This window comes from Pigmentiphaga sp. (assembly GCF_019689535.1).
Lineage (GTDB): Bacteria > Pseudomonadota > Gammaproteobacteria > Burkholderiales > Burkholderiaceae_B > Pigmentiphaga.
On sequence record NZ_JADGHH010000008.1, the window covers coordinates 1 to 22879 of the forward strand.

25 protein-coding genes are annotated in these 22879 nt (G+C 65.2%); 7 read left to right on the plus strand and 18 right to left on the minus strand.

The features are described from left to right. The 3 genes from IRZ12_RS01420 to IRZ12_RS01430 form a co-directional block, all read left to right on the plus strand. Positions 1 to 525, plus strand: a 525-nt coding sequence (locus IRZ12_RS01420; RefSeq protein ID WP_296463327.1) for a peptidoglycan DD-metalloendopeptidase family protein, incomplete at its 5' end; no start/stop codon positions are given. A 129-nt stretch (positions 526 to 654) separates the two neighbouring features. Beyond that, positions 655 to 2157, plus strand: coding sequence for a S41 family peptidase (locus tag IRZ12_RS01425; protein ID WP_296463330.1), 1503 nt, complete (start codon positions 655 to 657; stop codon positions 2155 to 2157). After that, positions 2154 to 2912, plus strand: a complete 759-nt coding sequence (locus IRZ12_RS01430) for a molybdopterin-synthase adenylyltransferase MoeB (protein WP_296463333.1) — start codon at positions 2154 to 2156, stop codon at positions 2910 to 2912. The genes IRZ12_RS01425 and IRZ12_RS01430 overlap by 4 nt, the downstream gene beginning before the upstream one ends. A gap of 7 nt (positions 2913 to 2919) precedes the next feature. Here the strand turns inward: IRZ12_RS01430 and IRZ12_RS01435 are convergent, their stop codons facing one another. The 5 genes from IRZ12_RS01435 to argB form a co-directional block, all read right to left on the minus strand. Continuing rightward, the gene (locus IRZ12_RS01435) at positions 2920 to 3897 is read right to left on the minus strand and encodes a DUF4105 domain-containing protein (RefSeq protein WP_296463335.1); all 978 of its coding nucleotides are present in this window, start codon (positions 3895 to 3897) and stop codon (positions 2920 to 2922) included. Between the two features lie 18 nt (positions 3898 to 3915). Beyond that, complete coding sequence (locus IRZ12_RS01440) at positions 3916 to 4317, minus strand: lysozyme inhibitor LprI family protein (RefSeq protein ID WP_296463337.1); 402 nt, start codon at positions 4315 to 4317, stop codon at positions 3916 to 3918. Between the two features lie 99 nt (positions 4318 to 4416). Continuing rightward, the gene (slmA, locus tag IRZ12_RS01445; RefSeq protein WP_296463339.1) at positions 4417 to 4995 is read right to left on the minus strand and encodes a nucleoid occlusion factor SlmA; all 579 of its coding nucleotides are present in this window, start codon (positions 4993 to 4995) and stop codon (positions 4417 to 4419) included. A 75-nt stretch (positions 4996 to 5070) separates the two neighbouring features. Then, positions 5071 to 5910, minus strand: coding sequence for a pyrimidine 5'-nucleotidase (locus IRZ12_RS01450; protein ID WP_296463340.1), 840 nt, complete (start codon positions 5908 to 5910; stop codon positions 5071 to 5073). Further along, on the minus strand, positions 5910 to 6839 hold the full coding sequence (gene argB, locus IRZ12_RS01455; RefSeq protein ID WP_296463343.1) for an acetylglutamate kinase: 930 nt from the start codon (positions 6837 to 6839) through the stop codon (positions 5910 to 5912). Before argB ends, IRZ12_RS01450 begins: the two co-directional genes overlap by 1 nt. 429 nt (positions 6840 to 7268) lie before the next feature. Between argB and cueR the strand changes: the two genes are divergently transcribed. Then, entirely contained in the window at positions 7269 to 7709 is a 441-nt protein-coding gene (gene cueR / locus IRZ12_RS01460) for a Cu(I)-responsive transcriptional regulator (protein WP_296463398.1), read from the plus strand. A gap of 98 nt (positions 7710 to 7807) precedes the next feature. Then, positions 7808 to 8101, plus strand: a complete 294-nt coding sequence (locus tag IRZ12_RS01465; protein WP_296463346.1) for a copper-binding protein — start codon at positions 7808 to 7810, stop codon at positions 8099 to 8101. A 49-nt stretch (positions 8102 to 8150) separates the two neighbouring features. On the opposite strand, the gene hslU is transcribed toward IRZ12_RS01465, so the two are convergent. From hslU to dapF, 9 genes are all read right to left on the minus strand, one after another. Beyond that, entirely contained in the window at positions 8151 to 9467 is a 1317-nt protein-coding gene (gene hslU / locus IRZ12_RS01470; protein ID WP_296463399.1) for an ATP-dependent protease ATPase subunit HslU, read from the minus strand. A 5-nt stretch (positions 9468 to 9472) separates the two neighbouring features. Then, positions 9473 to 10009 (minus strand): ATP-dependent protease subunit HslV, encoded by a 537-nt coding sequence (gene hslV, locus IRZ12_RS01475; protein ID WP_296463348.1) that lies wholly within the window; start codon positions 10007 to 10009, stop codon positions 9473 to 9475. A gap of 180 nt (positions 10010 to 10189) precedes the next feature. After that, a complete protein-coding gene (gene dksA, locus IRZ12_RS01480) occupies positions 10190 to 10567 on the minus strand; it encodes an RNA polymerase-binding protein DksA (protein WP_296463401.1) in 378 nt (125 codons plus the stop codon). Between the two features lie 249 nt (positions 10568 to 10816). Continuing rightward, positions 10817 to 11953, minus strand: a complete 1137-nt coding sequence (locus IRZ12_RS01485) for a GTP-binding protein (protein WP_296463350.1) — start codon at positions 11951 to 11953, stop codon at positions 10817 to 10819. A gap of 37 nt (positions 11954 to 11990) precedes the next feature. Beyond that, positions 11991 to 12479, minus strand: a complete 489-nt coding sequence (locus IRZ12_RS01490; RefSeq protein WP_296463352.1) for a Fur family transcriptional regulator — start codon at positions 12477 to 12479, stop codon at positions 11991 to 11993. Positions 12480 to 12697: 218 nt separating this feature from the next. Further along, positions 12698 to 13891: a class I SAM-dependent rRNA methyltransferase gene (locus IRZ12_RS01495; protein WP_296463354.1), complete on the minus strand. Its 1194-nt coding sequence runs from the start codon at positions 13889 to 13891 to the stop codon at positions 12698 to 12700. A 233-nt stretch (positions 13892 to 14124) separates the two neighbouring features. Next, positions 14125 to 15141, minus strand: coding sequence for a tyrosine recombinase XerC (xerC, locus tag IRZ12_RS01500; protein ID WP_296463357.1), 1017 nt, complete (start codon positions 15139 to 15141; stop codon positions 14125 to 14127). An 11-nt stretch (positions 15142 to 15152) separates the two neighbouring features. Then, complete coding sequence (locus tag IRZ12_RS01505) at positions 15153 to 15821, minus strand: DUF484 family protein (protein ID WP_296463359.1); 669 nt, start codon at positions 15819 to 15821, stop codon at positions 15153 to 15155. A gap of 57 nt (positions 15822 to 15878) precedes the next feature. Further along, positions 15879 to 16754 carry a diaminopimelate epimerase gene (gene dapF, locus IRZ12_RS01510; RefSeq protein WP_296463361.1) on the minus strand — a complete coding sequence of 292 codons (876 nt, stop codon included), beginning with the start codon at positions 16752 to 16754 and terminating at the stop codon, positions 15879 to 15881. Between the two features lie 285 nt (positions 16755 to 17039). Here dapF and IRZ12_RS01515 point away from each other — a divergent pair, with 285 nt between their 5' ends. After that, positions 17040 to 18686, plus strand: coding sequence for an ATP-binding domain-containing protein (locus tag IRZ12_RS01515; protein ID WP_296463363.1), 1647 nt, complete (start codon positions 17040 to 17042; stop codon positions 18684 to 18686). A gap of 10 nt (positions 18687 to 18696) precedes the next feature. On the opposite strand, the gene IRZ12_RS01520 is transcribed toward IRZ12_RS01515, so the two are convergent. Further along, positions 18697 to 19683: a tripartite tricarboxylate transporter substrate binding protein gene (locus tag IRZ12_RS01520; RefSeq protein ID WP_296463365.1), complete on the minus strand. Its 987-nt coding sequence runs from the start codon at positions 19681 to 19683 to the stop codon at positions 18697 to 18699. 189 nt (positions 19684 to 19872) lie between these two features. On the opposite strand from IRZ12_RS01520, the gene gcvA reads away from it, so the two are divergent. Continuing rightward, positions 19873 to 20817, plus strand: coding sequence for a transcriptional regulator GcvA (gene gcvA / locus IRZ12_RS01525; protein ID WP_296463367.1), 945 nt, complete (start codon positions 19873 to 19875; stop codon positions 20815 to 20817). Positions 20818 to 20856: 39 nt separating this feature from the next. On the opposite strand, the gene IRZ12_RS01530 is transcribed toward gcvA, so the two are convergent. From IRZ12_RS01530 to IRZ12_RS01540, 3 genes are read right to left on the minus strand one after another with little or no spacing between them, the layout of a single operon-like run. Beyond that, positions 20857 to 21189: a MaoC family dehydratase gene (locus IRZ12_RS01530; protein WP_296463368.1), complete on the minus strand. Its 333-nt coding sequence runs from the start codon at positions 21187 to 21189 to the stop codon at positions 20857 to 20859. Positions 21190 to 21197: 8 nt separating this feature from the next. Beyond that, a complete protein-coding gene (locus tag IRZ12_RS01535; RefSeq protein ID WP_296463371.1) occupies positions 21198 to 21647 on the minus strand; it encodes a hypothetical protein in 450 nt (149 codons plus the stop codon). Beyond that, positions 21644 to 22846 (minus strand): CoA transferase, encoded by a 1203-nt coding sequence (locus tag IRZ12_RS01540; RefSeq protein WP_296463373.1) that lies wholly within the window; start codon positions 22844 to 22846, stop codon positions 21644 to 21646. The genes IRZ12_RS01535 and IRZ12_RS01540 overlap by 4 nt, the downstream gene beginning before the upstream one ends. Positions 22847 to 22879: the final 33 nt, after the last annotated feature.

Below are 22879 nucleotides of genomic sequence, written 5' to 3' on the forward strand. Positions count from 1 at the left end.
GAGCAGGCCCGCCGGGCGGCCGAGCAGGCGGCGCGGGAAGCCGGCCAGCCGCCCCCTCCCCGCACCGAGCCGCCGCCCGAGCAGGCCGTCGCGCGCAACACCCTGGTGCCCGACCCCTCGCTCACCGGCCAGTTCGAGAAACTGCGTGGCCGCCTGCGCCTGCCCGTCGCCGGCGACGTAGTGGGCCGTTTCGGCGCATCGCGTGGCGAAGGCGGCACCTGGAAGGGGGTGTTCATCCGGGCGCCCGAGGGCACCGAGGTCCGGGCGGTGGCGGCCGGCAAAGTGGTGTTCGCCGATTGGCTGCGGGGGTTCGGCAACCTGCTGATCATCGACCACGGCAGCCAGTATTTGTCGATTTACGGCAATAACCAGGCGGTCCTGCGCCACGTCGGCGATGACGTCAAGAGCGGCGACGTCGTCGCCCAGGTGGGGGCCACGGGAGGCCAGGCCGAATCAGGCCTATACTTTGAATTGCGGCACCGAGGCGCGCCGTTCGACCCGCTCAAGTGGGTCTCGTTGCGCTGAGCCGTCCGACCCGGATATCCTGATCGCCGCGCGCACGCACACCACATTTCGACAATCGACGAGAACCCGAGAGACCCACTGGGTGTCATACTCACACACCGACATCCAGCCCCGGGCCCGGAGGAATACATGGGCAGCAAGAGTAAAGTTCGCAGTTTCGGCTTGGTCAGCGTGGGCATCGTTGCCGGCGTACTGATCAGCCTGGGAATTACGGCGGTCGCGCAGAAAGAGACCCGCGGCCCCTTGCCGCTCGAAGAGCTTCGGCAGTTCTCGACCGTCTTCGCCACGATCAAGAACAACTACGTCGAGCCCGTCGAAGACAAGAAGCTGATCGACGGTGCCATCGCCGGCATGCTGTCCGACCTCGACCCCCACTCGGCCTATCTGGACGCCGAGGCCTACCGGGAAATGCAGACTGCCACCCAGGGGGAGTTTGGCGGCCTCGGCATTGAGGTGGGCACTGAAGACGGCTTCGTCAAGGTGATTGCGCCCATCGAAGACACGCCAGCCGCGCGCGCCGGGGTCAAGGCCGGCGACCTCATCGTCAAGATCGACGACAAGTCCACCAAGGGCCTGCTGCTCAACGACGCCGTCAAGCTGATGCGCGGCAAGCCCAAGACCTCGATCACGCTCACGCTGGTACGCAAGAACGAACCGCAGCCGATCGTGGTCACCATCGAGCGCGACATCATCAAGGTCCAGAGCGTGCGCAGCAAGATGCTGGAGGACAACACGGCTTACGTCCGGATCGCCCAATTCCAGGAGCAGACCGGCGCCGACCTCGCGGCGCACCTGGAGCGCCTGGGCAAGAACGGCCCGCCGAAGGCCCTGATCCTGGACTTGCGCAACGACCCGGGCGGCCTGCTGCATAGTGCGATCGCGGTGTCGGCAGCCTTCCTCCCGCAGAACACCCTGGTGGTCTCCACCGACGGGCGCACGCCCGACGCCAAGCGCCAGTACAAGACCGTCCCCTCGGACTACCTGCGCGGCAGCGAGGATTACATCAAGCGCCTGCCCGCCTGGACCAAGACCGTGCCCATGGTGGTGCTGGTCAACGCCGGCTCGGCCTCGGCCTCGGAAATCGTGGCCGGCGCCCTGCAAGACCAGAAACGGGCCAAGGTGCTGGGGGCCCAGACCTTCGGCAAGGGCTCGGTGCAGGTCATCCTGCCGATTTCCCGGGAGTCGGCCATCAAGCTGACGACTTCGCGCTACTACACCCCGAGCGGCCGGTCCATTCAGGCCAAGGGCATCGTGCCGGATTATCCGGTCACCGACACGCCCGAAGGCGATCTCTACGACCGCCCGCGCGAGGCGGACCTCGCCAAGCACCTGCTCAACGACAAGGATCCCGACGGCGAAACCAAGTCCGCCCCGCAGGACCCGGCCAAGGCGGCGCAGCGCAAGCCGGTCAAGCCCATCGAGTTCGGTGGTCCCGAGGACTTCCAGCTCGCCCAGGCCTTGAACCTGCTCGCCGGCAAGCCGGTGCAGCTGGCCAAGGCCGAGGAAGTCGCCAAGGACGCCGCGGAGCTCGCAGAACGCAACAAGACGCCGTCCGAGCGGGCCCGTGAAGCGACCCAGGACGCGAAGAAACCCGCGGCTCCCGAGCAACCCACCCCGACGCCGGCCAAGTGAACGACGAGCAGTTACTGCGCTATTCGCGCCATGTGCTGCTCGACGAGATCGGTATCGAAGGGCAGCAGCGCCTCCTCGAGGCGCGCGCGCTGATCGTGGGCGCGGGAGGGCTGGGCTCTCCCGCGGCGTTCTACCTGGCCACGGCGGGCCTGGGCAGCCTAGTGCTGGCCGACCACGATACGGTCGACCTCACCAACCTGCAGCGCCAAATCCTCCACACGACTGACCGGGTAGGCAGGTATAAGGCGGAGTCAGGCAAACAGACGCTCAATGCCATCAATCCGGACGTCTCCGTGCACGCGTTGACGCAACGCTTGGTGGACGAAAGCCTGGGCGCCCAGGTGGCCGCGGCGGACGTGGTGCTCGACTGCACCGACAACTTCGCCACGCGCCACGCCATCAACCGGGCCTGTGTCCGCCACCGCAAGCCACTGGTCTCGGGTGCGGCGATCCGTTTCGATGGCCAGGTGAGCGTATTCGACCTCAGGCGCGAGGACGCGCCCTGTTATCACTGCCTGTTTCCCGACGGCGAAGACGTGGAAGAAGTCAACTGCGCCACGATGGGCGTCTTTGCGCCGCTGGTAGGCATCGTCGGCTCGACCCAGGCCGCCGAAGCCATCAAGATCGTGACCGGTACCGGAACCAGTCTTTCGGGGCGGCTGCTCATGCTGGACGCGCTGGCCATGAAGTGGCATGAGGTGCGCGTGAGCCGGGACCCCGGCTGCCCCGTGTGCGGACATCACGCGGCCGGATAGCCCTCCGTTACGGCTCCACGCCTGGCACCCCGAGCCGGATGTTGCGGGAGAAGGACTCCCCTTCCGCTGTCCGGCGTGCCCGATCCGTATAGCGGCCGGCGCTGCGGTAGGCGGTCACGTCATCCGCACCGCGCAAGGCGCCGAGCTCGAACAGGTATTCCGGCAAGTAACCTGAGAAAATCAGCCGGTAATCCAGCGGCAGACCGGGCACGATGCGCTGCGCCATCTGAAATACCAGCGTGGTGCAATTGGCCGTCAGCGTGTTGTAGAAGCGGGGCCGGCGCACGAGGTCGTTGGCAGTCTCGACATAGGCGAGGAACAAAGACCGCATGGCTTCGCGGGGCATGTGTATGCGGAAAAGGTGCCCATCCTCCCCGCGCACGTTCGTGCGCACGCGCAGGCAGTCTTCTTCGTCCGCCGCAATCACGCTCAGCTCATAGTTCCGGAAGAAGCCGCCAATTTCAGAGAATTGGTCGCCCTGCTTGCGGCGGATCTCGACCGAGAAAACGATGTACCGGCCGTCGTCGAAGCCAAACGACAACATCGCATGGGCGATGGCAGGCCTCCCCCAATACGAGAGGGCGAGGTCGAGCGAACGCATGCGCGAAAGCTCGTAGGTGCGCGTCTCCCAGCGCTCATCGAAATCCGAGGGGCTGCGCCATGTGAAGTTGCGCACGTTGTACAGCGTGACGCGATCTCCCTCTACCTCGCCGTGCGTCTGCCGGGCGACCTCCGGTATCCAGGCGCGCTCATTCGAGGGGCGCAGGCTCATCCACCATGCCAGCAGGACGATCGCCGCCACGCCAAAGAGTGCCAGCCCGGCGTGCCACCCCGTCGCGAGGCCGGCCAGGGCAGCCGCCCACACGAGAAGCCACGCTGTGAGCGAGACGGCACGGACCCGCCCCGCGAGCGCCGTGCAGTAAGCCAGGGCCAGCCCGCCCCAGGCGCCGAATAGCACGACGACCGCGGCCAGCAACACCATCATGGAACCGTCACCGACGCGTCACGGAGCCGGCACGGGACAACTCAGGTCGCCCTCCTGGCAGTTCAGGTACGCCTGCAACGCCTCGGTGCGGGCCCGGGTTTGCTGCGCAAGGCACATGGCCCGGACCATGGAATAGGACGAACCGCCCTCGGCCAGCGAACTCGAGAACTGGCACTCGGCATCGCGATAGGCAATCCATGCCCGCTGCGCGGAGACGAGCCGCTGCGCGAGCGGCTTATCGTCCTTCAGCCGGGCCAGGATGGCTCGGTAGGTCTTGTTCAATTCAGCGTCGGACTGCTTGAGCGCCTGCTCGGCGCAAGCATTCATTCCGGCCTGGCTGGCCTGGTTGCTGCAATCAGATTGCGCGCCAGCCGGCGCGGCGAGCGCCATCGACAGCGCGAATAAAGTCCATCTCCGCATCGATACCTTCCTTTACATGGCCTGAGTTCGACATCGCGTCGCTGCACGCGCATGGTACCGCGTCCGCCCGTGCAGACGCACAGGCGGCGTCGGCGATGCTCAGCTCAACATGACCTGGATCTGCACGTCGATGAATTCGGTGGGGGATTTTTTCCAGCCGCTCTTGGCGTACCGTTGCCACCGCCCCAGGATGAAGTGCAGAATCAGGCTGGCACGTGCGTGGATATCGTCGGTAGGCGGCAGCTCGTTCAAGGCGAGCGCATTGCGCAGGCATTGCCGCAGCGACGCCTCGACGCGGTCGAGGAACTGGTTCATGCGCTCTTGGAGCCGCTCGTCCTCGGATACCAAGGCATCGCCGATCAGCACGCGGGTCATGCCCTTGTTGCGCTCGGCAAAGGTGAGCAGCATCAGGATGGCCTTGCGTGCCTGGATGAGGCCACTGGTCTCGGAACCGGAAATGGCGTTGAACAGGCCGAACACCGAGTTCTCGATGAACTCGATGAGCCCCTCGAACATCTGGGCTTTGCTCGCGAAATGCCGGTACAAGGCCGCCTCGGAAACCTGCAAGCGTGCTGCCAGGGCTGCGGTGGTGATTCGTTCGCCTTTGGGATGTTCGAGCATCTCGGCCAGCATCTGGAGGATCTGGGCCTTGCGCTCGCCTGACTTGCTAGAGGCCATGTCGCGATAGGTTTCCGTGCAAAGGAGAGAAACGAGTTCGCCCGCTTTGCAGGTCCGCAACCGTGGCCGGCGCGGTCAACTGCGCCGCAGGGCGCGACGCTGTAACAACAAGTGACTGACCGAGTTTACTTGAAGGTCGATGAAAAGCGGACGCCCTCGGTGCGACTTGGCAAAAGGCGTGCCGGGATGGCGCACGAGCACGGTCCGCATCCCGACTTTCCGGGCCGCCCGCAGGTTGGCGGAAGTATCTTCCACCAAGACTGCATTGTGAGGACTTACTCCGGTCATGGCCATGACGTGGCGCAGCATGGCGGTGGACGGTTTGACCCGAAACTCGCCATGGAAGTACATGTCCTCGACTGCCCACAGCGCATCGAAGCAATGCAAGATGCCGAGATGGCTGAGGATCGTGCGGGCGTAGTTGTGCGGCGCATTGGTCAGCAGCACCTTGCGGCCCGGTAGGCGTGACAAACGGTTACGCAGGTCTTTGTCCGTGCGCACCAGCGGACGTACGTCAAAGTTGTGGCTGCGGTGCAGGAACTCCGCCGCCGACACGCCGTGATGCTTGACCATGCCGATCAGTGTCGCGCCATACCGCTGCCAGTACCGCCTGCGCAGCGCATCGGCCTCCTCGCGCGAAACATCCAAAGTTTCCATGACCGCCTCGGTCATGGAGAGGTCGATGTGCGAGAAGATCGCGTGGGACGCATCGTGCAGGGTGTTATCCAGGTCGAAGAACCACACCAGCCCGTTCTTTTCCGAACGGGCCGGGCGACGCGCCAGCCGCACCCGCCCGAGCGGCTTGCGAACCTGCCTGCGCTGCGGCGAGGCGACCGACGGCACGCCAGTCACCGCAGCGGCTACCTCGCTGACGTAAAGCGTCTTCGCGCGCGCAGGCGCGTGAGGGCCGCCCATCAATGCGAGCGGATCATCGTGCCCACGCCTTGCGCGGTCAGGATTTCCAGCAGCAGGCAGTGTTCGACGCGTCCATCGACGATGTGCACCGAATGAACGCCGCTCTTGGCCGCCTCGAGCGCCGACGAGATCTTGGGCAGCATGCCGCCGGAAATCGTGCCGTCTGCGAACAGCTCGTCGATCTGGGCTGCCGTCAGGCCGGTCAGCAGATTGCCGTTCTTGTCCAGCACGCCCGGCGTGTTGGTCATCATGATCAGCTTTTCCGCCTGCATGACTTCAGCGATCTTGCCGGCCACCAGGTCGGCGTTGATGTTGTACGCCATGCCGTCTTCGCCGTAGGCGATGGGCGAGATGACGGGAATGAATTGGTCGTCCTGCAAGGCTTTGACCACGGATGGGTCGATCGACGCAATCTCGCCCACGAAGCCCAGGTCGAGCTGGGCGCCCGGGTTGTTTTTATCCGGCATGAGCATCTTGCGGGCGCGGATCAGGCCGCCGTCCTTGCCGGTCAGGCCGACTGCCTTGCCGCCGTACTCATTGATCATCATCACGATGTCCTGCTGGACCTGTCCGCCCAGTACCCACTCCACCACCTCCATGGTCTCGGCGTCGGTCACCCGCATGCCTTGCACGAAGGTGCCTTGCTTGCCCACGCGCCGCAGTGCATCGTCGATCTGCGGGCCGCCGCCGTGCACCACGATGGGATTCAGCCCCACCAACTTGAGCAGGACCACGTCGTGCGCGAAGCTGCGCTGGAGACGCTCTTCCGTCATGGCGTTGCCGCCGTACTTGATGACGATGGTCTTGCCGTGGAAGCGGCGGATGTAGGGCAGGGCCTCGGCCAGCACACTGGCCTTGACCTGCGGCGTAAGCGTGGCCAGCGGCCCCTGTTCTGAAGACGTGGAATCGGCTTGGTTGGTGTCGGTCATGGCAGCGCGCCCGGGAAAAATGGACAAACATCTTCAATTGTAGCCACTGCACGGCCGGGCATCCGTCCACAGGATATCCCGTCGCTATCCCCAGGCTTGCCCACAGCGTTCTACACAGCTTCTCCACAAGTGCGCGCGGCTTACCCACCGCTTTTCCCCAGGTAACGCACAGCTTGCCCACAGCCCATCCACACCCTTCTCCACAACTTTTCCACATGGATATCCCCTGCATTTCCACAGGGTTTCAACAGGCTTTCCCACATCCCTTGCCCGAGCAGGACAGGTGCAAGGCAGCCGTTTACCTTGCCACGATGTTAAGGTTTAGGATGACAGGGAGTCCCTCGCGCGAGGCCTGGCCTATTCGCCGCCCGGCGACGAACGGGCTTCGCGCGGGCGAACCAGCGACACGGAGGACTGTCCATGCAAATGCTGAATATCGGGCAGGCCGCTGCGGCCTCCGGCGTATCGGCCAAAATGATCCGTCACTACGAAGCCATCGGCCTGATCCCGCCGGCGCGCCGCACCGAGGCCGGATACCGCCTCTACCGGCAGAGCGACGTGCACACGCTGCAGTTCATACGCAACGCGCGCGATCTGGGCTTTTCCATCCCGCAGATCGCCAAGCTGCTTGCCTTGTGGAACGACCGCGAGCGCCCAAGCGCGGAAGTCAAGCGCTTGGCCTGCGACCACATCGCCGAACTGGAAGAAAAAATCCAGGGCCTGCAGGCCATGAAAGCCACGCTCGAACAGCTGGCCTCGCACTGCCACGGCGACGACCGGCCGGACTGCCCCATCCTGGAGGGGCTGGCCACGCCCGGAATAGGCAGTCGCCGCGTGGCCGAAGGCGTCGATGTTTGTCACGGATCATGAAACCCGTGCCCGCCTACGCCCGGCACCGCGGTGGAACCCTGTTAGCATTGGCCGTATCAGCGAGCGTTTGTCCCGCTCATCGCAGAAAGGAGAATGCCGTGAAACGTTTACTCGCCCGCATTGCCACGGTCGGCGCACTCGCGCTAGCCGCGGGCGCGGCGCTCGCGCAAGCGCTCAACGCAGAAGGCGAGGTACGCCGCATTGACGCCGCGCAAGGCAAGATCACCCTCAAACACGGGCCCATCCCGAACCTGCAGCTGCCCGCCATGACCCTGGTGTTCAAAGTCGCCGACCCCGCCATGCTGAATCGGGTCAAGCCCGGCGACTCCGTGCGGTTCGCGGCGGAAAAGATCCAGGGCCAGTACACCATCACGGCCATCCAGCCGAAATAAAAAACGGCGCGCAGCAGCGCGCCGTCCCACCGGCCGCGTGCAGGACTGTCTACAGCACGTAGCGCGCCAAGTCCTGGTGCGCGGCCGTTTCTTCCAGCTGCTTGTTCACGTATTCGGCGTCGATACGCACCACCTCGCCGCTGCGGCGGGTCGCGTCGAACGACAAATCCTCCAGCAGCTTTTCCATGACCGTGTAGAGGCGGCGTGCGCCGATGTTTTCCGTCTTCTCGTTCACGGCATAGGCCAGCTCGGCCAGCCGCTCGATGCCGTCCTCGGTGAACTCGAGCTTCACCCCTTCGGTGGCCAGCAGCGCCGTGTATTGCTTGACCAGCGAGGCATCCGTTTCTGACAGGATGCGGACGAAATCCTTGGCCGTGAGCGACTCGAGCTCGACCCGTATCGGGAAGCGGCCCTGCAGCTCCGGGATCAAATCGGACGGACGCGACAAATGGAAGGCGCCGGACGCGATGAACAGGATGTGGTCGGTGCGAACCATGCCGTACTTGGTGTTGACGGTGGTACCTTCCACCAGCGGCAGCAGGTCCCGCTGCACGCCCTGGCGCGAGACGTCCGAACCCGCCACGTCCTGACGCGTCGCGATCTTGTCGATCTCGTCGAGGAACACGATGCCGTTCTGCTCCACGGCGGCCAATGCCTTCGCGCGCAAGTCTTCCTCGTTCACGCGCCGGCCGGCCTCCTCTTCGACCAGCATCTTGAAGGCTTCCTTCACGCGCAGCTTGCGCACCTTCTTCTTGCCCTGCGCCAGCCCCGCGAACATATTGCGGATTTGTTCCGTCATCTCTTCCATGCCCGGGGGAGACATGATCTCCATCTGGGGCACCGGCTGGGCAACCTCGATTTCGATTTCCTTGTCGTCGAGCTGCCCCTCGCGCAACCGCTTGCGGAAAACCTGTCGCGCGGAGTTCTCCTCGCGCTGGGGGTTACCGTAGGCGTCGCGCGCAGGCGGCACCAGCACGTCGAGAATGCGGTCTTCGGCGGCATCCTCTGCCTGGGTGCGCACCCGCCGCATTTCAGCCTCCCGCACCTGCTTGACCGCGACCTCGACCAAGTCGCGGATGATGGTATCCACATCGCGCCCGACATAGCCCACTTCCGTGAACTTGGTGGCTTCGATCTTGACGAAGGGCGCATCGGCCAGCTTGGCCAGCCTGCGCGCGATCTCGGTCTTGCCCACGCCCGTGGGCCCGATCATCAAGATGTTCTTGGGGTGGATCTCATGCCGCAGCGGTTCGGGCACCTGCTGGCGCCGCCACCGGTTGCGCAACGCGATCGCCACCGAACGCTTCGCGCGGTCCTGGCCGACGATGTATTTGTCCAGTTCCGAGACGATTTCAGCGGGCGTCATCATGTTCATTCCAACACCTCGACGGTGTGATGCTGATTGGTGTAGATGCAAAGATCGCCTGCGATGGCCAGCGACTTCCTGACGATTTCCTCGGGCGCAAGCTCGGTGTTCTGCAACAGGGCGAGCCCCGCCGCCTGGGCGTACGCACCGCCCGAGCCGATCGCGGCCAGCCCGTGCTCGGGCTCGAGCACGTCGCCGTTTCCGGTCAGCACGAGCGTCGTCTCGCGGTCGGCCACGATCAGCATGGCCTCCAATCTGCGCAATACCCGATCGGTGCGCCAATCACGCGTCAGGTCTACCGCCGCCCGCAGCAGGTGGCCCTGGTGCTTCTCGAGCTTGCCTTCGAAGCGCTCAATCAACGTGAACGCGTCGGCCGTGGCGCCGGCAAAGCCCGCCAGCACCGAATCCTTGTACAGGCGCCGGACTTTTCGGGCGCTGCCCTTCATGACGATATTTCCCAGGGTGACTTGCCCGTCTCCCCCGAGGGCAACCCGGTTGCCCCGACGCACGCTGACGATGGTCGTGCCGTGGAATTGTTCCATATGCTGTTCCTGGTGAGCCGCCCGGAGAAGGCGGCACGAGCGGCCCGCCGGGCCGATTGCCGGCGCCCCGCGGCGGGGCGCGTGCGATTCTAACGATAGTGAGGCCGGACCTGCGATTCTTCAAGGGCCCAAAAAAAACGGCGCCCCCGAGGGGCGCCGCCGGCTTGCATCTCGCCCGGATCAGTCGCCGTACAGCTTTTGCCGCAACTCGCGGCGCTGCTGCGCCTCCAGCGAGAGGGTGGCCGTCGGCCGCGCCAGCAGGCGGGCAATGCCGATGGGCTCGCCGGTTTCCTCGCACCAACCATATTCGCCCGACTCGATGCGGGCCAGGGCCTGCTGCACTTTCTTGAGCAGCTTGCGCTCACGATCGCGGGTGCGCAGCTCCAGCGCATGCTCTTCCTCGATCGTGGCTCGGTCCGCGGGATCGGGAACGAAAGGTGTTTCCCGCAGGTGCTCGGTGGTTTCGCCCGCGTTCTGCAGCAGTTCGCGTTCGATTTCCTGCAGCCTGTGCTTGAAGAAGGCGAGCTGGGCTTCGTTCATGTAGTCGGCTTCGGGCATGGCCAACAACTCTTTTTCAGAGAGCACGGCTCCAGCCGGCTTGGTCACCACGTTTTCCAACGCGTCCTCCTGAGTAACGCTCAAAGTTTTGCTTGACGCTTTTGTTGCCATGAAAATGCTCCGCTATCGATAAAGCCGTCCAATTCCCACAGCACAGTCACCCACCCCGTCCAGGATGCAGCGGATCCGGCTTCGCCGGCCCCGTCCGCATCGCCCCCTTGGGGGGCGCGCGTCAGCGCCTAGAGGGGGCTAATTCACCAAGCATTGCTCCAGGCCGTGCATGAATATGTCGCGGGGCAGGTTGCGGCCAATGAACACCATCTTGCTGCCGCGTTTCTCGCCCGGCGCCCACGGCCGCCCGGCGTCGGCGCCCATGAGCATATGCACGCCCTGGAACAACATGCGGCGGTTCACGCCCTTCATGTACAAGATACCCTTGTACCGCAATAAATCCGTTCCGTACACCTGCACCACGCCGCCCAGGAATTCCTCCAGCAGCATCGGGTCGAACGGCTTGTCCGACTTGAAGACGAAGGCCCCGATGGCGTCGTCGTGGTGGTGATGGTGATGATGGCCATGGTGGTGACTGGGATCATTGCAGCCCTCCACCGCGCAGTGCTCGCCATGCCCATGACCGTGGCCATGACCGTGGTCGTGGTCATGGTCATGATCGTGATCGTGGCCATGCTCGGCGGCGTCCGGATGTTCTTCGGACAAGAACTCAGGATCGATGTCCAGGATGGCGTTCAGGTTGAAGCCATTGATGTCCAGGATTTCCTTGAGATCGACCTGCCCGAAGTTGACCGGCGTGATCGGGGCACGCGGATTGATGCGCACCAGGCGCGAGCGCAGCGCCTGGTACTCGGCATCGCTCACCAGGTCCACCTTGGAAACCAGCAGGCGATCGGCGAACCCCACCTGATTGAGCGCCTCGGGCTGCTCGTCCAGGGTCTGCATGCCGTGCTTGGCATCCACCACCGTGATCACGGCGTCCAGCCTGAAGTGGCTGGCCACCTCGTCTTCCATGAAGAAGGTCTGGCAAACAGGCCCCGGATTGGCCATGCCGGTGGTCTCGATGATGACCCGTTCGAAGTCGATCGCGCCGAGGCGGCGCTTGTCCTTCAGGTCGATCAGGATGCGCACGAGGTCGCCGCGCACCGTGCAGCACACGCAGCCGTTGTTCATCTCGACGATCTGCTCGCCGCGCTCCTGGATCAACAAATCATTGTCGATGCCTTCAGGCCCGAACTCGTTCTCGATCACCGCGATCCGGCGGCCGTGCTGCTCGGTGAGAATGCGATTGAGCAGCGTCGTCTTGCCTGCTCCCAGGAATCCCGTCAGGACAGTTACCGGAATCTGCTTCGGTGTAGTGTCCGCAGCCTTCATCTATACAACTCCTTGCACATGCGTCCCCATGGACGCCTCAATGCGCGTTGCGCCCGTTGCCCGCCTTGCGGCCGGTGCGCACACAAGCCGGGCACCGCCCGCGCACTACTATTTCCACATCGCGGCCTTCGAACCCCTCGGGCAAACGGTCGAGATTCTGCTGGATGCCCACGGGCGCATCGATGCAATACATGCGGCGGCAAACGTCGCACTGGAAATGCCCATGCGGCTCGCCGTGGTGATGGTGCGCATGGTCCGGCCCCGTTTCGTCGCCCGGCCGCGCAACGCTGAATCGCCAGACACGGTCTTCTCCGGCAATGCGATGCGCCAGGCCGGTCTGCACCAGCCATTCCAGCACCCGGTACACCGTGACCCGGTCGACGGAAACCGATGATCCAATGCGATCGAACAGCTCCTGATGCGACAGGGCGCTGGCCGCCTCCATCAGGGTCGCCAAGACGTGCACCCGGGTCGCGGTGACTCGCGCCCCTTGGGCACGTATCGCCTCGCGGGCCAAATTCTCCACGCATCACTCCTTGTTGCGTCCGGCCAACGAGCGGGGCCGGATTACAGCACAAGCCGTTTGCCTCGGGCAAACCCGGACAAACCCCCGGTTGCCGCAAAATCGGCAAAACACCGGACGGTGTAACACGAAATGCCTTCGGCAAGCCGAAGAAATGGGGCCGATGTGGGGGATTTCAAGCTCGGCCCCCGCCTTTGGTAACCGATTGCGACCATGGCTGTTTAGACCCGCTGCAGCAGCAGCCCTTTCAAGTACTCACCCTCCGGGTGCGTCATGCGCATGGGGTGGTCCATGCCCGCTGCCAGCCGCTCCAGGAGGACGAAGTCCTCCCGGGAGTCGATGACGGCGCCCGCGACGATTTTCTGGAACAGGTCTACGCTGACCGCCCCCGAGCACGAAAACGTCAGGAGATAGCCGCCCGGCTTGACGAGCTTCATGCCTTTCAGGTTCACGTCCTTGTAGGCACGGGCGGCCTTGTCCACGTGATGGACCGACGGCGCGAACTTGGGCGGGTCGAGCACCACGATGTCGAACTGCCGTCCCTCGGCCGCCAGGGCCTTTTGTGCATCGGCCACCTTGGAGACCCGGCACTCGAACGCCGCTTCAGGCAGCCCGTTGCGGGCGGCATTGCGTGCGGCCATGGCCAGGGCGTCCGCCGACGAGTCCACCGAAATGGCGTGGGCTGCGCCAGCGCGCAAGGCGGCCAGCGAAAACCCGCCGGTATAGGAAAAACAGTTCAGCACCGTGGCCGACGGCCCCACCCGCGCCGCGAGCTCGGCCACGAGCCGGCGGCTTTCGCGCTGGTCCAGGTAGAAGCCTGTCTTGTGGCCGTTGACCACATCCACGCCATAGCGCACCCCGTCCTCGACGATTTCCACCTCGGCCGGAGGCTGCCGGCCCCGCAGCACGCCCGTGCGCGCCGCCAGCCCGTCGCGCTCGCGCGCCGCGGCATCGGACCGTTCATAGACATTCGAGCAGCCCGTGGCCGCGACTAGGGCGTCTACCAAGGGCTCGCGCCAGCGCTCGACCCCGGCGGCGAGGAATTGCACCACCAGTTGATCGGCGTAGCGGTCGGCCACGAAGCCGGGCAGGGAGTCGCCCTCCCCGAACACCAGGCGGACGGCGTCGGTCCGGCCTGCCAGGCTCGCGCGCCGGGCCACCGCCTCGGTCACGCGCGCCGCCATCCAGGCTGCGTCGATGCCCTCTTCCTCGCGGAAGCTCCAGCAACGCACTCGGATCTGGGATTCCGGGCTATAGGCGCCCCAGGCGAGAAAATCGCCGCGGCAGTCGACGACGCGGACGGTGTCGCCCGGCTGGGGCCTGCCAACGACCTGCGCCACGGCCGTGGCGTAAACCCAGGGATGACGCCGCAGCAGGGATTTTTCCTTGCCGGGCTTGAGCACTACATCATTCATGACTTCCTCGGCCCGGGCGCGCGACGATCAACCGGCGCAAGAGCGGAATGCCATGAGCCGATGCCGCAGTCGGAACCCGCGCCGGTGGCGCGCTTCCGGTATCCGGGCATTTCTGCGAACCCGTCAGTCTAGAAAGAAAAAACAGGGGGTGCAAATGACGGTATGCCGCAGGGCGGCCCCGGCCCGGCCCGCGCACAACGTGCACGGCACCGCGGCGCGACGACGCCTTGCGGCTATTCGTCGCCCTTGCGCGCCCGCCCCGCCCGGGGATGGGCCTTGTCGTACACCTTGGCCAGGTGCTGGAAATCCAAGCGGGTATAAATCTGGGTGGTGGAAATGCTGGCGTGGCCGAGCATTTCCTGCACGGCGCGCAAGTCTTCGGCCGACTGCAAGACGTGGCTGGCGAAACTATGGCGCAGCACGTGGGGATGCACGTGGGTCGGCACGCCGGCGGCCTGACCGCGCTTGGCGAGCTGCGCCTGCACCACGCGCGCCGAAATGCGCTTGCCGCGCAGGCCCACGAACAATGCATGCGCATCGCCGCCCCGGGCGCCCACGGCGAGCAGGGGCCGCACCTCGAGCCAGGCGCGCAATGCCTCGCACGCTTTGCTGCCTACCGGCACGACACGCCGCTTGCTCCCCTTGCCGAGCACGCTGACCTGCGCCTCGGCCAGCTCCAGCCAGCTCGACGACTCGTAGCCCGGCTCGCGCACATAGGCCACGTCCAAGTCCACCAATTCAGAAAGGCGCAAGCCGCTGGAATAGAACAGCTCGAACATGGCAAGGTCGCGCAGGGCGACGGCCTGCTGCCGCGCGTCGTCGCCACCGGCGGTTTGCGCCGACGCGGCCGCATGATCGAGCAGGGCCTGCGCCTGGTCCACCGACAGGGCCTTGGGCAAACCGCGCGGCGCTTTCGGCCCCCTCACTCCGGCGGCGGGATTCCCGGGCATGCCAGCGCGGGGCGCCCACCATTGGTAAAACCCGCGCCAGCTGGCCAATAACCGCGCGAGGCTGCGCGGGCTCATGCCCTGCGCATGCAGCTGCCCCAGATAGCGCCGGATGTGGCCTTGGGAGATTCGTTCCAGCGGCAGCCCACCAGCCAGTTCGACGAGGCGGGCGAGGTCGCGGCGGTATGCCGCCAACGTATGTAAAGAATAGCGACGGCCCGAGTTCAGGTGCTCGAGCCATTCGCGCATGGGTTGGCCGAGCGCAGCCTCGGCATGGTCGGCCCCGGGTGTGGCGGCGGCCATGTCCGGCCCCGTCAGGCGGCCGGCCCCTCGGCCAGCAACCGCGACAGCGAAGCGCTGGCCAGCTCCCCGATGCGCGTCAGGAAGGCCGTCCCCATGGTGGGGGTGAAACGCTCGGCGTCGGGAGAAGCCAGCACGAGCAGGCCAAAGGCTTCCGGGGCAATGCCCACGCGCAACGGAATCAGGGCCAGTGAGCGGGCCTCGCCCTCGAGCCAGTTGGCGGCCTCGAAACCCGAATTGGGACCGCAATAGGGAGACATCAAGCCATTGGCGAAGGCGCGGGCATCGGCCGAGACCTCACTGCGCCAGGCACCCTCGGCCTTGCCCTCGACAGTATCGGTCCAAATGCGCAATGCCACCTGGGGCACGCTGAAAATTTCGGCCAGGCCGCGCGTCACCACTTCTGGCAGGGCCAGCGGGTCGCGCTCTTTGAGGAGGCTGCGGCTCCAAAGCAGCAGCCGGTCGGATATGTGCTCGTTCTCGGACGCCGCACGCACCAGCTCCGCGACCCTGAGCTCCATGCTCCGCACCCGCTCGCGCAAGGTCAGCACCTGGCGCTCGGCCAACGAGACGGCCTTGCCCTCGTGCGGATGCGGCACCTTCATGGAAACGAACAGCTCAGCGTGCCGCTCGAAAAAATCGGGGTTGTCCTTCAGGAATTGCGCGACTTCGTTGGCGTCCATGTGTTTCCCGGTTTGACTCATTGATAGAAGGGGCTTGCGCTTCGCGCGCTTGCCGCCTCAGCCCAGCAGCCGGTCGACGTCCACGGTGCCTTCGAACACAGTGACGGCCGGACCGGTCATCAGCAACTGCTCGCCGTCCCACGCGATGGTGAGGACGCCCCCACGCGTCTGGACCCGCACCGGCGAATCCAGCAGGCCGCGGCGTATCCCGGTCGCGACGGCAGCGCATGCCCCCGTGCCGCAAGCCAAGGTTTCGCCCGCGCCGCGCTCGTAAACACGCAACCGGATGTTATGGCGATCGACGACCTGCATGAACCCGGCATTGACCCGGTGCGGGAAGCGCGGATGGCTTTCGATGCGCGGGCCGTAGCTTGCGACGGGCGCCGTATCGACGTCGTCGACGACCTGCACCGCGTGCGGATTGGAAATGCCCACCGCGGACACCCAGACGATGCGCTCGGGCTCACCGGGCGCCGAGATGTCGAGCGGCCACAGCAAATCCTCGCCCTGCTGCTTCGGCGTGAGGCCAGCCGCATCGAAAGGCACGGCGGCGGGATCGAAGCTGGTGCGGCCCATGTCGACGCTGACCTCACCGTCGTCCTGTTCGGAGAGGACGATGATGCCGGTGCAGATTTCGGCGCGCACGGGATTGCGATCCGTGAGGCCCTTCTCGCGCACGAAGCGAACGAAACAGCGGGCGCCGTTGCCGCAATGTTCGACTTCCCCGCCGTCGGCGTTGAATATGCGATAGCGGAAATCGGCATCGGCCCGGGTCGGCCGCTCGACCAGCAAAATCTGGTCGGCCCCCACGCCGAACTGGCGATGGGCGAGTTTGCGGGCCCGCTCGGGGGTCAGGCGGATCTCTTGGCGCACGCCGTCCAGGACGACGAAATCGTTGCCTGCGCCATGCATTTTGGTGAAGTGCCAGGTCATCAAGGGATTATATAGGCGGGCCCACCACCCGCGGCCGCGCGGCGCCGGGCCGGGGCGCGCAGGCTTGCCTGTATCCTAACGGTCATGCTCACGAGATCGCCTATCGCCTTGGCCGTCGAAGAAATGACCCATGCCCGCGCGAGCCGCCTGCGCACCGCGGCGGCTCCCGCATTCCCGCCCGCCCGGAGCCTTCATGCACCGGGCGCAGCCACGCACCCCGGGTGCAGTGCGCGCCGGGCCCGCAGGCGCCCCGTCCCGGGCGTGCCGCACGCATAGGAGCGGAGGATGGCACGCATCGTCCCAGACGGATGGCGGGAAATCAGCGCCATGGGCGCCGCCCGCCGCCAGCTCGAGACCTTGGCCACGCTAGAGAAAGGCCTGCCTGATTCCTACACGGTCTACCACGCCGTGCATTGGACGAACGTGGAACAAGGCTTTTCCGTGTACGGCGACATCGACTTCGCGATCGTCAATGCCGCGGGAGACCTCCTGCTCATCGAGCAATTGAGCGGCTTTCTGGAAGAAACGCCCGACGGGCTGTGCAAGAAGTACCCCGGGCATAGCACCAACGTGTCCGTGCAAATCGCCCGCCAGCTCGCCGTGCTGCGCTCCCGGATGGCGCGACGGCCGCACTTGGATGCCGTCCGCATCGAGTATTTGCTCTACTGCCCGGATTACACCGTGCGCCATCCGGAGACGGCCGGCATTTCGTCCGAGCGCATCGTCGACGCGACAGAACGGGACCGCCTGTGCTCGGTCATCCAGCTGGCGCTGCCCCAGGCACCGTCCTCCCCGGCCGCGGCGGCGGTACGGCGCTTCCTGGAAGACGTGATCCAGCTCGAGCCCGACGCGAACGCGCTGGTGGGCCAGGCCCGGGCGCTCGTCACCCGTATCTCGGGTGGCCTGGCACACTGGGCGCGGCGGCTGGAATTCGAACCGTTCCGGCTGCGGGTCATCGGCACGGCTGGCTCGGGCAAGACCCAGCTCGCCCACGCCGAGTACCGCGCCGCGCTCGAGGCGGGCCGGCGTCCCCTTTACGTTTGCTTCAACCGGCCACTGGCAGACCATTTCAACAGCATTGCACCCGAAGGCGGCTTGGCATGCACCTTCCACACCCTGTGCGACAAGGTGCTTCATGCTGCGGGCCAACCGGTCGACTTCTCCGGCCCCCATGCCTTCGACGACCTGGTCGAACGGGCGGCGCGCGAGGCCGTGCCGGACCACCTGCGCTTTGACACCATCATCGTCGACGAAGGCCAGGACTTTTCGAACGAATGGCGGGATCAGGTCCTGCGCCACGCGCGGGAGGACGCGCGCATGGTCTGGCTCGAAGACCCGATGCAGAACCTGTATGGCAAACCCGCCGTGCAGCTGCCCGGCTGGGTGACGATGCGGGCGCAGAGCAACTACCGGAGCCCGCGCAGCATCGTCAAGATGCTCGACCGCTTGCTGCCCGACGGCCTGTACATCGAGCCCCGCGGCCCCATCGCCGTCGGCGGCCTCCACGTGCAAGTCTACGAAAACGAAGCGGAACTGCTGGCCCACACCAAGAAGGCGATCTCGCAATGCTTGGCGGCAGGCTTCAAGCGTGCCGACATCGCCGTGGTCTGTTTCCGCGGTCGAGACAGTTCCGCCTTGCTGGGCCAATCCCAGCTCGGCCCCCACTCCATGCGAACCTTCACCGGCCGGTACGATCTGTTCGGCAAACCGGAGTTTTCGGCGGGCGAAGTGTTGATGGAGTCGGTTTACCGTTTCAAAGGCCAGGCCGCGCCCGCTGTGGTTTTTACGGAAATCGACTTCGACCAGCTTGACGAAAGGGCTGCGCGCAAGCTGTTCGTCGGCGCAACCCGTGCCTTGCTCCGGCTGGAACTGGTGGTATCGCGCCATGCCATGGAGCACGGGCTCCAGCCCATATTGGCCGACGTCCGGTAACCGGCCCTAGTTACTCGGCCGAGACCTTCACGCCGGCGCGCTGGATCACCTTGCCCCATTTCGCGGCGTCGCTCACGATGAGGGCGCCGAAGTCCCGGGGGGCATTGGCCACGACCTCGCCACCGACGGCGGTCATGATCTGTTTTTTCACTTCCGGCTGGCCAAGGATGCGGACGAGCGCGGCGTGCAAGATGCGCACGGCCTCGTCGGGGGTCCCTCGAGGAGCGACCAGTCCGTACCAGACACTGGCTTCGAAGCCCGGCACGCCGCTTTCGGCCACCGTCGGGATCGAGGGATAACCGGAGAGACGCGTCAAAGACGTCACGCCCAGCACGCGCGCCTTGCCGCTGTTGGCGATGGGCATCACGTCATTGCCGAAAATCATCTGTATCACGCCCGCCGCCAGCTCATTGTTGCGCGTGGCGGTGGCCTTGTAGGGAACGTGCACCGTCTGCACGCCCGCCATGTCGTTGAATAATTCCGCCGCCAAGTGCGACGACGTACCGGTGCCGGATGAACCGACGTTCAGCGCCCGCGGCCGCTCCTTGGCCAGGGCGATCAGCTCCTGGACGGTTCGGGCCGGCACCGAGGCGTTGACGGCAAGGAAAAACGGCGTGGAGGCCACGACCGTAATCGGCGTGAAGTCATTCACCGGGTCATAGCGCAATTGCCCGTAGAGGGCAGGATTGATCGACAGCGTGGTGACGGTCGCCATCAAGAGGGTATACCCGTCGCCCGGCGCGCGGGCGACCTGCTCGGCAGCGAGCATCGTGCTGGCGCCCGGACGGTTCTCGACGATGACGGCCTGGTTCAATTCATGGGCGAGCTTGTCGGCGACAATGCGCGACAACTGGTCGGCCGCACCCCCCGGCGCATGGGCGCAGACGATGCGTACCGGCTTGTCCGGATACTCCGCCCTGGCGGCGCCCAGTCCCGCGAGAGCCAGACAGATCGACCACGGGAGAAAATGCAATACGCGAGAATTGCGGCCCTTCATGATCATGTCTCCGGTCGTTGCTGTTATAGTCGGACCGTCCGGCACGAGGCCGGGACAGTTCAGCCAGTCGCCGCCCCGCGCTGCCGTCGACGAACGGCGCAACGCCTAGACGGCAGGGCTTACTGTGTAAAAGAAGCAGCTCGCGCACAATCCATTTAATCTCATGAGGTTGTGAGTTTTCTTCATACGATGCGACGGCTTCCCCCTCTGAACGCCATCCGCGCCTTCGAAGCAGCTGCGCGCCACCTGAGCTTTACCAAGGCCGCCAACGAACTCTGCGTCACGCACGGCGCGGTGAGCCGCCAGGTGGCCGCGCTGGAAAGCCATCTCGGCCTCGCGCTCTTCCACCGGTCCAACCACCAAATACAACTCACCGAAGAAGGCCGCGCCCTGCTCTCGGAGGTCGGCCCGGCGCTGGATCGCATCGCGCTCTCTACGTATGCGTTGACACGCAAGGCGGGGCGCGTCGTGCTGGCCGTGAACGCGCCGCCCACCTTTACGATGAAATGGCTCATCCCGCGGCTGTCGGGCTTTCAGCGGAGGCATCCTGAAGTCGAATTACGCCTGACGACGGGCATCGCCGCGGTCGAAACGATGGCGCTGCCCGAACTCGATGCGGTCATTCGCCGACTAAGCGGCCCCCTGCCCCGGTTCTCCTGCCACGAATTCCTGCGCACCAACCTCGTGGCCGTTTGCGCGCCGGAAATCCTGGAAACGGCGCCAATAAGGGAAGCGCGGGACTTACGGCACCACACGCTGCTGTACGCATCGACGCACCCGCACGCCTGGGAGCAATGGTTCGCCGCCGCCGGCCTGGAAACAGTCGCCCCGGGTGGCACCTTGATGTTCGAAGAGATGTACTTTGCGCACCAAGCCGCCGTGGACGGACTCGGCATCGCCTTGGTGCCCGAACCGCTGGCCATCGACGACCTTGCCGCCGGCCGTCTCGCGGCGCCGCTGGGCGCGCCCAAGGTCTACGACCCGAGTTATTTCCTCATTGTGTCGCCGCATGCCCGCCACCGCGACCTGCTGGACGACTTCCTCGCGTGGCTGCAGGAACAAGGGATCGAGTCGGACAAACTTTGCGAGGAAGTGCTGGGCGCGGTGCGAAGCGGCGCTGCAAGCACGGCGTGACGTGCCCGCCGCAGCCGCTCCGCTATAGAAACGCCGGGCTCAGATCAAGCGCGCATACCCGACCAGGGTCTTGCCGAACTGGGACTCACACTGCGCCTGGCCCTCGTCGTCGAGCGACACTTTCAACTCATCGCCGGGACACACCGGTGCGATGAACTTGACCGAAATCTCACCGCGGTAGTGCCAGTCCTTGCCGTACTTGCGGGCCGCCAAATCGGCAACGTATGCCAGGTACATCAGGCCGTGGCCCAGGGTTCCGCGAAAGCCGCGCTTGCGGGCGTATTCCGGGTCGTAGTGCAGGATGTCGTTGTCGCCGTTGAGCCGTCCATAGGCGTCGAACATGTCCTGGGTCTGGGGAATGATCCGTTCCATGGTTGTCCTCATTCCGGAAAAGCGGAGGTGTGCAGGATGCGGGTCAGCTTCTGGCCGTCGTCCCGCGTGAAGTCGACCGAGTAGCATATGTATTTCCGGCCTTTCTTCTCGTACTTGTCCTCGACCTTGCCCGTGCCGACCACGACCGTGTCTTCATCGGCCCAGATGGGATGGTAGAAGGTGAAGGTGTTGCCGATCATGATGCCGCCCTGCTGGGGCGGATATTTGCGATACATCACGGCCATCAGGTAGACGGCCACGACATTGGGCGGCGCAGCGCGGCGCCCATCGATCACATAGGCCTCGGGCGTCGCGTTCACGACAGACATGTACTCGTCGATGACGTCCGGCGTGATCGTGAAGCGCAACTCGGGAAACTCCGCGCCCACTTGCCAATCCTTGTACAGCGCTGCAGGCAAGTCGCCTTCCCGGGGCTTGATTTCGCTAGGTCGCGTCATGCTCTTCCTCCTTCGGAAATCACTCGTTGTTGAACCAAGGTGTCGATCGCGGCATCGTCGTAACCGCACAGTCGCCGCAATAGATCGCGGGTGTCCCCGCCCAAGGCGGGCGGATAGGAAAGAGGCTGGCCCCCTTCGTACTTGAACGGGTTGCCGAGGAAGCGCATGGGTCGGCCGGACCGGGGATGGGGCAGCTCCTCCACCATGGCGCGCATCTTGGCCAGCGGCTGGGCGACGGCCTGCGCGACGTCATTGACCGGTGCGGCCGGCACGCGCTTGGCGAACAGCTCCTCGCCCCATTGCGCCGAACTCTTGGCGGCGAACACCTCGTTCAGGATCTCCGTGAGCGCATCCACGTTCTCGATGCGGTCCTTGGCTTCCTTGAACCGGGGATCGCTGGCGAGGTCCTCGCGCCCGATCGCCGCGCAGAACGTCCGCCAGAACTGCTGCCCCGTGGGCGAAATGGCGATGTAGCGCCCGTCCAGGCAGCGATAGATGTCGCTGGGCGCGATGACGGGGTGGCGCGCACCGTTCGCGGCAGGTACCTCGCCAGAAAGAAAATAGTTCTGCGCTTGCCAAGTCAACAGCGCCAATTGGCAGTCGAGCAGTGATACCTGCACCAGCTCCCCACGGCCTTCGCGCAGGGCCTTCAGCATGCCGCCGACGCAGGCCAGCGCGAGATACAGGCCTCCGGCCAAGTCGGCGATCTGGTAGCCCACTCTTACTGGCTTGCCATCGCGCTCTCCCGTGATGCTCATCACGCCTCCCAACGCTTGCACGATCAAGTCAAACGCGGGGGCGTTGGAAAACGGGGGCTGGTCGTGCAGGCCGATTAGCTGGGCGATGCACAGCCGGGGGTTCACCGCCAGCAGGGAGTCTTTGTCCAAGCCGAGGCGCTGGGGAACGTCCGGCGCGAAGCCGTAGAGCATGGCATGGCTGCGCCGGACGAGGTCGTACAGGACTTCGCGTCCGCGGGGGTGCTTGAGATCCAGCGCAATGCTTTTCTTGCCGCGATTGACTGACAGGAAAAATCCCGGGTCGCCCTCGAACTCCATGGCGTGCCGGGACACCTGCCGCGCCAAGTCGCCTTCCAGCGGCTCGACTTTGACGACCTCCGCGCCCAGTTGCGCCAACAACTGGCCCGCGAAAGGCCCCCCCAGCACCCAGGTGAGATCCAGGACGGTGAACGATGAAAGCATGGTCTCCTCGCGCTTGCGTGATTCTCACGGCCG

What these genes read in the sequence shown, in the direction of transcription:
- IRZ12_RS01425 (WP_296463330.1), top strand. Translation starts at nt 655, where the DNA reads ATGGGCAGCAAGAGTAAAGTTCGCAGTTTCGGCTTGGTCAGCGTGGGC.
- IRZ12_RS01435 (WP_296463335.1), bottom strand. Translation starts at nt 3,897, where the DNA reads ATGATGGTGTTGCTGGCCGCGGTCGTCGTGCTATTCGGCGCCTGGGGC.
- IRZ12_RS01440 (WP_296463337.1), bottom strand. Translation starts at nt 4,317, where the DNA reads ATGCGGAGATGGACTTTATTCGCGCTGTCGATGGCGCTCGCCGCGCCG.
- slmA (WP_296463339.1), bottom strand. Translation starts at nt 4,995, where the DNA reads ATGGCCTCTAGCAAGTCAGGCGAGCGCAAGGCCCAGATCCTCCAGATG.
- IRZ12_RS01450 (WP_296463340.1), bottom strand. Translation starts at nt 5,910, where the DNA reads ATGGGCGGCCCTCACGCGCCTGCGCGCGCGAAGACGCTTTACGTCAGC.
- argB (WP_296463343.1), bottom strand. Translation starts at nt 6,839, where the DNA reads ATGACCGACACCAACCAAGCCGATTCCACGTCTTCAGAACAGGGGCCG.
- hslU (WP_296463399.1), bottom strand. Translation starts at nt 9,467, where the DNA reads ATGACGCCCGCTGAAATCGTCTCGGAACTGGACAAATACATCGTCGGC.
- hslV (WP_296463348.1), bottom strand. Translation starts at nt 10,009, where the DNA reads ATGGAACAATTCCACGGCACGACCATCGTCAGCGTGCGTCGGGGCAAC.
- dksA (WP_296463401.1), bottom strand. Translation starts at nt 10,567, where the DNA reads ATGCCCGAAGCCGACTACATGAACGAAGCCCAGCTCGCCTTCTTCAAG.
- IRZ12_RS01485 (WP_296463350.1), bottom strand. Translation starts at nt 11,953, where the DNA reads ATGAAGGCTGCGGACACTACACCGAAGCAGATTCCGGTAACTGTCCTG.
- IRZ12_RS01495 (WP_296463354.1), bottom strand. Translation starts at nt 13,891, where the DNA reads ATGAATGATGTAGTGCTCAAGCCCGGCAAGGAAAAATCCCTGCTGCGG.
- xerC (WP_296463357.1), bottom strand. Translation starts at nt 15,141, where the DNA reads ATGGCCGCCGCCACACCCGGGGCCGACCATGCCGAGGCTGCGCTCGGC.
- IRZ12_RS01505 (WP_296463359.1), bottom strand. Translation starts at nt 15,821, where the DNA reads ATGGACGCCAACGAAGTCGCGCAATTCCTGAAGGACAACCCCGATTTT.
- dapF (WP_296463361.1), bottom strand. Translation starts at nt 16,754, where the DNA reads ATGACCTGGCACTTCACCAAAATGCATGGCGCAGGCAACGATTTCGTC.
- IRZ12_RS01515 (WP_296463363.1), top strand. Translation starts at nt 17,040, where the DNA reads ATGGCACGCATCGTCCCAGACGGATGGCGGGAAATCAGCGCCATGGGC.
- IRZ12_RS01520 (WP_296463365.1), bottom strand. Translation starts at nt 19,683, where the DNA reads ATGAAGGGCCGCAATTCTCGCGTATTGCATTTTCTCCCGTGGTCGATC.
- gcvA (WP_296463367.1), top strand. Translation starts at nt 19,873, where the DNA reads ATGCGACGGCTTCCCCCTCTGAACGCCATCCGCGCCTTCGAAGCAGCT.
- IRZ12_RS01530 (WP_296463368.1), bottom strand. Translation starts at nt 21,189, where the DNA reads ATGGAACGGATCATTCCCCAGACCCAGGACATGTTCGACGCCTATGGA.
- IRZ12_RS01535 (WP_296463371.1), bottom strand. Translation starts at nt 21,647, where the DNA reads ATGACGCGACCTAGCGAAATCAAGCCCCGGGAAGGCGACTTGCCTGCA.
- IRZ12_RS01540 (WP_296463373.1), bottom strand. Translation starts at nt 22,846, where the DNA reads ATGCTTTCATCGTTCACCGTCCTGGATCTCACCTGGGTGCTGGGGGGG.